This is a genomic window from Flavobacterium magnesitis (assembly GCF_041729735.1).
GTDB classification, from domain to species: domain Bacteria; phylum Bacteroidota; class Bacteroidia; order Flavobacteriales; family Flavobacteriaceae; genus Flavobacterium; species Flavobacterium magnesitis.
This window is the reverse complement of record NZ_JBCFQK010000041.1, coordinates 1-8004: the sequence shown is the minus strand read 5'-3', so window position 1 is coordinate 8004 and position 8004 is coordinate 1. Positions and strand designations below refer to the sequence as shown.

The following is an 8004-nucleotide window of genomic DNA, read 5'->3' as shown; positions in this document are numbered from 1 at the left end:
TGGAACATTAGCTTGATTTAACTCATTAGTTTAAGTGTAATCTTTGTTTCAAATTCAATCTAAAATGTTGCAACAGGAAGATGATTGAGGGAAATTGAAACATTTATTAATCTAAATTTCAGGAATTATGGCAAGGCAAAAAGGCATAATTAAATTAAAAGGTACTATTGGAGATATTACTTTTTATAAAACGCAGGATGGTCATTTAGCGAGAGAAAAAGGCGGAATTGACGCTAACAGAATCGCGACTGATCCTGCGTTTCAAAGAACACGAGAAAATGGTTCTGAATTTGGTAGAGCAGGGAAGGCTGGTAAAGTATTGAGAACCGCTTTACGTGTATTGTTACTGAATTCTGCTGATAGTCGAATGGTGAGTCGTTTGACGCAATCTATGGTTAAGGTGATTCAGGCTGATTCTACTAACGAACGTGGATTGCGAAACGTAATTGATGGTGAGGCAGAATTGTTAGCAGGATTTGAATTTAACATTCGAGGAAAACTAGGGACTAGTTTGTTTGCTCCTTATACTGGAAGCATCGACAGGGTTACTGGTGAAATTACGGTGGATATCCCATCTTTTATTCCATCCAACATGATTGCTGCTCCAGGGGGAACTACTCATTTCAAAATTATTTCAGCTGGTGTGGAAGTTGATTTTGAGAATGAAACTTTTGTAGAACAACATGCAGAAACAGCCATTTTAGCTTGGGATGCTACCGCTACAGCTGTGATTAACCAAGTAAATACTGTTACTCCAAACAGTACTAAACCTTTGTTTTTGGCTTTAGGACTTGAGTTTTATCAGCAAGTGAATGGTAGTATGTATTCTTTGAAAAATGGAGCATACAACCCATTAGCGCTGATTCAAGTTAATGGAGGAGTTTAAGCAGAAGTTAGAAATTAGAAATCAGAATTATGGTTTTGTTTTTAACTAGAACTTATTTCCCTGAAGGAACCAATGGTAAACTCGAATGCGAAGGCAAATTGATTTGTAATACCATTGAATTGCCGTGGAAGATGAACGAAACGAAGGTTTCCTGTGTTCCTGAGGGGAAATATTTTATAAGAAAGCGATATAGTACTAAATACAAATGGCATTTGGAATTGGTAGATGTGCCCAATAGAAAGTTTATTCTATTTCATCCAGCCAACAATGCCCAAAAGGAATTGCAAGGCTGTATTGCTCCAGTAACCAAACTTTCTGGACCTGGATTAGGTTTGATGTCCCGAAAAGCTTTTACAAAGTTAAAAGACATTGTTTATAAGGCCTTAGACCGTAAGGAAAGTGTTGAATTGATTATTGAATAGATCCTTCTCCCGAAAAGTCGGGATCAGGATGACAAATTAGAAAAGATTATGAAAAAAATTATCACTAGAGCATCAGCTCCCACACCAAAGTTTTTTAAAGTGCTTCGAAATGTTGGTTTGGCTATGGCTGCTATTGGCGGAACTATCTTAACAGCTCCCATTGCACTGCCTGTAATAGTCACTACTATAGGAGGTTATATTGCAGTAGCTGGAGGTGTTTTGTCAGCTGCAAGTCAGCTTAGTACCACTGATGACAGCCAATAACCATACCTTGATGGGAACTGCTGGAGGCACATTTTTAAGTATGATACCTAATATTCAATCTGAAGATATTGTAAAAACAGCGGTATTAGCCACTGTTGGAGCAGTTGTCAGTTTTATGATTTCGTTACTACTTAAAAGCTTGAATAAGAAGCACAAAAAATAAGTTTAGCCCTAGTTGTGGTGACCTTTGGGTTAAACAAAATGAAAGCCTGGTCGTGAGATCAGGCTTTTTTACATTTTATGAATAATATGGAAGTTAATTTGTTAAGTCTTCTACAGAGGCATCAGGAGCATTAGATTTAACTGAAGCTATGCCATTGTCACGAGCTGCTGTACTTTCATACATTTCACTAGTTCCAATAATCTGACCATTCGTAGCTTTTAGGTTAAAATAGGGTTTACCGTTAGAGGAAGTTTTTCTATCGAATTTATTCTCGTCTTGTGAATTACGTTTTACAGATTCTATGCCATTTTCACAAGCACTTTTGGTTGTGTATCCTTCACTAGCAAGAATTGGTTGTCCATTATTCGCTTTCAAATTGAATTGAAATTCTCCATTACTTCTTTTTGTAATTACAAATTTTCCCATTTTATTAATTTTTAAGTTTATAGACTACTAATTTAATTAATCGCTGTAATAAATCCTACAATTAAATAAATTGTTTCATTATCAAGTAATTACTGAGATGTCATATAGTTATTAATAAACAAATTTAATCTTCTATACTCATAACTATACCAACAGTATTAAGGTTGGTGTGTTTACAGAATGTTTCTTTTTTGTTGTACCAGAATATAGTATAGTAGAACTTTCAACATAAAAATTTTTTACAAGAATGAAATAGTCGTAGATGGAGATTTTAGATTTCACCAAATTGGTTGAGTACCACCTCAACTACCACTACTTCGGAATTATGGCAGTACAAATCATTGTATTTTGCAAAGTCAATTGCTTTGTTTCTGCTGTCAAAAGCACCAAAAAATACTCTTGATGCTCTTGATTTCCAATTATCTGTTTGGAATAATAAAAAAATGCTCATAGGAGTAATTTTAAAAATTAATTATTTAGTTTTTCTTGCAATAGCGGTACAAAATAACCCTACGCATATCGTTAATAAGATTGATGTTCTGGTGGAATTGTTTTTCTTTTTGTTCCAGCAATTTTAAGGCCGCCACTTGTTTTAGATGCTCTTCGTGTTCCTGCATCATCAAACTGGCTTTACCATTGAATTCTTTTGAAAAATTTTGAAGGCGTAAAAACGGAATAACAGAACCTACTAAAAATGGATGCCAAAACTTGGTTTTCCATAAGCTGTAAGCCACAAAATAAATATTCTCACAATCTTCCTCATTTTGAAAAATGACTACAAAACTATTAGCAAATGGCTCTTTTTGGGGTTTACCGCTGTTCATCCCTTTGTTAAGAATGAATAAGTGAGGCTTATTGTAAAGCGTGTCTTTTTGGTGGGTCTTGATGATAAAATTTGGCATAGCTTCGGATTTAAAGATTAGCTTTTCTTCTTATTTCCTTGCTGTTTCTAATGAATTACTGAGTGCCTCGCTGCGCTCTGCACCATTAAATTTTTTCAAAAGAAAAAGAAAAAAAAGAAAGCCGTTCTTCAAGTGGAAGGTTTCAAAAAAGCAAGTTTTTCAGAAAAAATACTACCCTAAATAGAAGTTTTCAATAGGCAGTTTTTAGTGTTCAGCAAAATATTCAACTGGAAATGTAAGGGTGGAGATTTTTTATGAAACCCGCAGGGCTTGAACTTGCTTTTTTGAATACCTGGAACTTAGCTTTGCTCTCTTTTTTTTATTTTTTATTTTGAAATATCTAATCAAATTTTCGTTGTGTGTTTGGATGAAATTTTGAATTAATGAGTGTTGATTTATGCAGGAATGTTCTTGAAAGGGTATCTAATTTTTTGGACGGATGAAAAATCCAAATCAAATACTAAAAACGTTTTTTATCCGGCTGAAAAATTTGATACTCTTTTTTACTATGTGATTTTTGAGGATGCTTTTTGGTCAGTCGGCAGTGGCAGTTTTCAGTCAGCAGTATATTGTCTTATGGAAAAGGAAGGCATCTTCAAAAAACAACTGATACTTACCGAGTGCGATGGGGCAGTAGCGCAGGCAAGGGTATTTTTTTTATTTGCTTATCGGGATGTTCTGATTGTTTTTGTGATAGCTGGTGCCAGAGTTAGTGTTCTGTTTTCTGCTTTTAGTGTTCAGAAGATTTTGTTTATTATATAGAAAGGCATCAGCTATTGCGGAAACAATGTATTTTGATGTTTTGGCAAATAAAAAGAAATACTCTTGTTGGGGATTTTGGTTTTGTGGGTGCTTAACTAGTGGTCAGTATTCCCTTTCCAGTATTCAGACGGAAAATTGCTATGGAATTGATAAAGCACTTACAAAAGCAATGCAACTACTTCCTATTTAAACACAAAGCTTATAAAGACAGTTAACGCAAACGTTCCTAAAAGCAGTGATAATTGTAAAGTTTCATATGGAATACAGAACATTGTTAAAGCCAGTGGCGAAGGACGGTATTTTTTGTAGCTGGGTGATGCGATGGGAGCTGCAAAAAAATGTTGTCCTGGAGCCACTGGCAAGCGCGTTGGGTGTGCGGCTTTTTTACATAATGTTATTATAGTGCATCCTTAAATTTCATTTAGAGTAGGGAAGTAGTACATGCACTATAATGCCACATTATGTAAAGAAGCTTTGGGAAAAGTTTTTGTTGCTTTGCACCATTTATCTTTCGGAGTGATTAATTTCTGGCATACAAAAACTTTTGGAGCGTTGGGAAGGAGTGTCAATTGGAAACTAAAACTTCATTTTATCACTAAACGAAAAAGTATTCTAGTGATTAAAAATGAAATTAGCGAAATGAAGCAAACGGCAGCACTTGCTTTAGGAATACTTGGACTTAAGACGGTTTTTGTGCAGGTGAATGAGATAATGAGTTTTTGTAAATGATTTATCTACCCACCTTATCTACCCACCTAGGGTAATTTGAATTTGATAATCCAATGTCCGCTTTTGGTATTTCCTTTTCGTTCTAAAAGTTCAAAATTTCTCAAAAAATCTATATTTTTATCAATGGCAGAACCACTTAAGCCAATTATAGCTTCAAGTTCTCTTTTTGAAATTTTTGGATTTTTATAAATATTTTTCAAAATTTTAATTCTGTTTTCAGAGAGATTATCTACCCACCTTTCTACCCACTTTTCAAATTCGATAGGTCTTCGTAGTATAACTGTAAACATTCCATCGATATTAAATTCCGGTGGAGTTAGTCTTTCATCGTTCATTACATCTCTAATACGAGTTATTCCTGAACCGATTTGTTCTACTAATCGCATTCTTTCAAATAGTCCGAAAATTAAAGGGTTTCTGCTTGCACTTCTTTTACCAAATTCACTTCTTGGCACGGCACTTACTAAGCCACCAGGATTACTAATTTCTACACGATCATCAAAAACCTCAATAGTTATTCTAGCTCCTTTATCATAATAATCCCGATGAGCTAAAGAATTTATAATTGTTTCTTTAAAAGCTATTTCTGGAATTTCCCATAATTCTTTTCTTGGTTTACCACCTTCGCCTTCAATATCATATCTTACATCCAATTTTGACTTTAACCAAACCATACTTTTTTGATATTGCTGGTAAAGTGTTCCAGTCATTACTTTATCATCTATGATGTAACGTTTATCGATACCATCAAAAACTACACAACGAATTACTGCTTTTTCAAAAAACTTTTCAGGATTACTTCCAAAAAATAAAACGGTTCCGTTTTTTAATTGGCCATCATTTGTTATTAATTTTAGATTGGTAAATAATTGCTCGTCTGAAGTTGCATTGACCAAGCCTGCTTCAAATCTAAATGTTTTGATGTTTTCTTTTGCAATGTCTTTCTCTATGTCAGCATCTTTACAAGTTGCATCATCAAAATAAATTTTGTCTGCTTGTTGGAAAAAGTCTCTCATTTCTTCAACTGTTGTAAGTTTCTGAGAATTGGGACCTTGACGTACATAAATTGCACCAGAAAGAACATAAGGTTTGTTTTGCCCTGAAGGAACTTCTATTACTGCTAAATCTTTACCATCAACTTCAACAATATTAAAATCACATTTTAATACTGGGGATATTTCGTTTATAGAGTTTTGTATTGCAGAACGTTTAGCATTGTCAATAGTTATTCCTTTGATATTATTAGCATCATCAACGCCAATTAAAACAACACCGCCAGAAGCATTTGCAAATGCACACACTTCTTCTGTAATCTCTTTTATTTTACTTGGAATACTGACTTTGAATTCGGCATTGTAGCCTTCTCCGGAAGCTACTATTGATTTTATTTCGGTTGGGTTGAGCATAAGTAGAAAATATAATACAAAGAAATTGAAAAATAATAAGATAAACTATTCATTTTTTTAGGATTAACTTCAATCTAATGCATCTTCAATTTTGAACATTTTTGCGAAGTTTTATTCTTTACTAGTTGACTTATTTGATGTATGTTATTTCAAACAAATATCGAGTTTAGGTCTGGAATAACAGCTGTTTTTAGATTCAGTATAACTTTGGCAAAAAGAATCATTTTTGCCAAAGTTATATAATGGATGTTTTTTATATTGCATATTGCGATATGCGATGTATTTTACATAGGAAACTAAAATAATGATTGTAAACTAAAGCAATTTATTGTATAAAACAGGTTTGTTTTTTTGTTAGCTAGTGGTTCGAAGCATAATTTATTAGTTAACTTTTGGCAGTAAATGGTATTTATTGCCGAAAGTTAATCGTGTTTAAAGTAGTCAATGAAGAATTTCAAATTGTATAATTCAATTACGCCATCATCTTCTAAATCCTCACTTTTTAGTTGGTCTATTTCTATGAAGGATAAGTCGTTTGCAAATGATTTTTCGCCGATTAAATGTTCAATGTGAATATAAACTGCTTCTCGAAGTCTCGGATTGTCTTTGTGTAGAATGTAGTTTTTTGAGTAACACTTTGACCCTTAGATTGGTTGCTTTTTTTGTTATGAATTTAGAATCGTATTCAAAACGTGCCATTCTTGTTTCTACATTCCAGGCTACAGCACCCACTGTTTCATCCCATATTTTAATAAAAGCGGTTGTAATTATTAGCAGTCCGATATTTTTGAATTGTTGCTATCATTATTTCTAGCACGTTGTTTTTTTTGCCATTTTAATTGGGCTTATTTGCTCTTGAATTTTGAAAACATCCATTATATAAAGTAATCTAAAACTCTTAGTACTTGTAAAAGGTTAGGTACTGTAATGGTTTCACCTTTTTCTAATACACTTACTATTGAGTGGCTTATGTTTGCTTTATTAGCGACTTCTTCCTGAGTTCTATTTTGTACTAAGCTGTGGTGTTTTATAAATGCTCCAATGGTTTGTGCCAGTGCAACATCACTCGATGCAACCTAGTCAATGTATTGTTTATCATTCATAAAGTGCTTAATTTGGTTTTAGTGATTGATATATCATACAAATATAATTATATAATAAACCTAGTTGCTTTATTATACTATTACAGGTTTATTCTATTGGTTTTTAGTTTATTCTATTGAAAACGCAGCACTGTTATTAAAGTTTTCATTCTCATTGTATTTAATATAGCCTAATTGATTGGTAATTAATTTTGTTTTTCCAATGCTAAAATCTTCTACATTGCAATGATGGTGGCCATAAATCCAATAGTCTATTTCGCTTTCTTCTATAAAACCAGACATTTCTGTTCCAAAAACTTCATTTATGTTGCTATGGGCATATTTCTCAGGATAATTGATAAAAGTAGGAGGGTGGTGGGTTACAACAATAGTTGGCTTATTTGTTTTAGTTTGGAAAGTTTTTTCTAAAAATAAGCTGCTTTCCAGATGGAGTTGGTTATAGTCTCCTACAGTTAGTCTTTTTTCATTTTTTCGAATTACTCTGAAATCTGAAAGGCTTTGTTCGATACTTAATTGTTTTGCTTCCGAAATGTGAGACCATAAGGTTGAAAATACCAGTCTTACTCCATTGATGATTTTTACCGTATTGTTTAACAAAGTAACATTGTCCCTTATTTGCTCCTCAAAAGCACCACTTCTTTTGGAGATATACGAATTGTAATATTCATGATTACCAGGAATCCAAAAGCTATGCTCAAAAAGTTCGGATACATAATCAAAGAATTTTTGATGTTGGTGCATTTCCTTAAAAAGCACAATGTCTCCCGCCAAAATTAGGATATCGCCTTTTGGAACAATTGGATTGTCTAAAACCCATCTTCGGTTGTCTAAAAATTCTAGATGTAGGTCTGAGCAATATTGGATTATAAAAAAAATAGATTAGTTTAGTTAACGCTAAGTTGGCTTTGCTTTAGTATTTAGTGGTAAGTAATAACTCATGA

12 protein-coding genes are annotated in these 8004 nt (G+C 33.3%); 6 read left to right on the top strand and 6 right to left on the bottom strand.

The window, feature by feature from the left end; all coding sequences use genetic code 11:
* The first annotated feature begins 127 nt into the window (after positions 1-127).
* The 4 genes from AAGV33_RS16195 to AAGV33_RS16180 are packed head-to-tail and all read left to right on the top strand — an operon-like array spanning position 128 to position 1735.
* Positions 128-886: a hypothetical protein gene (locus tag AAGV33_RS16195; protein ID WP_373393398.1), complete on the top strand. Its 759-nt coding sequence runs from the start codon at positions 128-130 to the stop codon at positions 884-886.
* Positions 887-915: 29 nt separating this feature from the next.
* On the top strand, positions 916-1308 hold the full coding sequence (locus AAGV33_RS16190) for a DUF5675 family protein (protein WP_373393397.1): 393 nt from the start codon (positions 916-918) through the stop codon (positions 1306-1308).
* A gap of 48 nt (positions 1309-1356) precedes the next feature.
* Entirely contained in the window at positions 1357-1572 is a 216-nt protein-coding gene (locus tag AAGV33_RS16185) for a hypothetical protein (protein ID WP_373393396.1), read from the top strand.
* Positions 1559-1735 carry a hypothetical protein gene (locus tag AAGV33_RS16180; RefSeq protein WP_373393395.1) on the top strand — a complete coding sequence of 59 codons (177 nt, stop codon included), beginning with the start codon at positions 1559-1561 and terminating at the stop codon, positions 1733-1735. Before AAGV33_RS16185 ends, AAGV33_RS16180 begins: the two co-directional genes overlap by 14 nt.
* Positions 1736-1828: 93 nt before the next feature.
* Here AAGV33_RS16180 and AAGV33_RS16175 read toward each other — a convergent pair whose 3' ends face one another.
* The 3 genes from AAGV33_RS16175 to AAGV33_RS16165 all read right to left on the bottom strand — a co-directional run bounded on the left by AAGV33_RS16175 (position 1829) and on the right by AAGV33_RS16165 (position 3063).
* Entirely contained in the window at positions 1829-2161 is a 333-nt protein-coding gene (locus AAGV33_RS16175; RefSeq protein ID WP_373393394.1) for a YegP family protein, read from the bottom strand.
* A gap of 271 nt (positions 2162-2432) precedes the next feature.
* Positions 2433-2612: a hypothetical protein gene (locus tag AAGV33_RS16170; RefSeq protein ID WP_071185565.1), complete on the bottom strand. Its 180-nt coding sequence runs from the start codon at positions 2610-2612 to the stop codon at positions 2433-2435.
* A 25-nt stretch (positions 2613-2637) separates the two neighbouring features.
* Positions 2638-3063, bottom strand: a complete 426-nt coding sequence (locus tag AAGV33_RS16165; RefSeq protein WP_373393391.1) for a DUF6943 family protein — start codon at positions 3061-3063, stop codon at positions 2638-2640.
* A 390-nt stretch (positions 3064-3453) separates the two neighbouring features.
* On the opposite strand from AAGV33_RS16165, the gene AAGV33_RS16160 reads away from it, so the two are divergent.
* Positions 3454-3825 (top strand): hypothetical protein, encoded by a 372-nt coding sequence (locus tag AAGV33_RS16160; protein ID WP_373393389.1) that lies wholly within the window; start codon positions 3454-3456, stop codon positions 3823-3825.
* Positions 3826-4266: 441 nt separating this feature from the next.
* Entirely contained in the window at positions 4267-4554 is a 288-nt protein-coding gene (locus AAGV33_RS16155; RefSeq protein WP_373393388.1) for a hypothetical protein, read from the top strand.
* Between the two features lie 26 nt (positions 4555-4580).
* On the opposite strand, the gene AAGV33_RS16150 is transcribed toward AAGV33_RS16155, so the two are convergent.
* The 3 genes from AAGV33_RS16150 to AAGV33_RS16140 form a co-directional block, all read right to left on the bottom strand.
* Positions 4581-5960 (bottom strand): ATP-binding protein, encoded by a 1380-nt coding sequence (locus AAGV33_RS16150; protein WP_373393387.1) that lies wholly within the window; start codon positions 5958-5960, stop codon positions 4581-4583.
* 875 nt (positions 5961-6835) lie between these two features.
* Entirely contained in the window at positions 6836-6991 is a 156-nt protein-coding gene (locus AAGV33_RS16145) for a helix-turn-helix domain-containing protein (RefSeq protein WP_373393402.1), read from the bottom strand.
* 180 nt (positions 6992-7171) lie between these two features.
* On the bottom strand, positions 7172-7927 hold the full coding sequence (locus AAGV33_RS16140) for a metallophosphoesterase (RefSeq protein WP_373393400.1): 756 nt from the start codon (positions 7925-7927) through the stop codon (positions 7172-7174).
* Positions 7928-8004 lie beyond the last annotated feature (77 nt).

Bases quoted from the DNA above. Each gene is read 5' to 3' on its own strand.
- AAGV33_RS16165 (WP_373393391.1), bottom strand. From the start codon at position 3,063: ATGCCAAATTTTATCATCAAGACCCACCAAAAAGACACGCTTTACAAT.
- AAGV33_RS16175 (WP_373393394.1), bottom strand. From the start codon at position 2,161: ATGGGAAAATTTGTAATTACAAAAAGAAGTAATGGAGAATTTCAATTC.
- AAGV33_RS16170 (WP_071185565.1), bottom strand. From the start codon at position 2,612: ATGAGCATTTTTTTATTATTCCAAACAGATAATTGGAAATCAAGAGCA.
- AAGV33_RS16150 (WP_373393387.1), bottom strand. From the start codon at position 5,960: ATGCTCAACCCAACCGAAATAAAATCAATAGTAGCTTCCGGAGAAGGC.
- AAGV33_RS16195 (WP_373393398.1), top strand. From the start codon at position 128: ATGGCAAGGCAAAAAGGCATAATTAAATTAAAAGGTACTATTGGAGAT.
- AAGV33_RS16190 (WP_373393397.1), top strand. From the start codon at position 916: ATGGTTTTGTTTTTAACTAGAACTTATTTCCCTGAAGGAACCAATGGT.
- AAGV33_RS16180 (WP_373393395.1), top strand. From the start codon at position 1,559: ATGACAGCCAATAACCATACCTTGATGGGAACTGCTGGAGGCACATTT.
- AAGV33_RS16185 (WP_373393396.1), top strand. From the start codon at position 1,357: ATGAAAAAAATTATCACTAGAGCATCAGCTCCCACACCAAAGTTTTTT.
- AAGV33_RS16155 (WP_373393388.1), top strand. From the start codon at position 4,267: ATGCACTATAATGCCACATTATGTAAAGAAGCTTTGGGAAAAGTTTTT.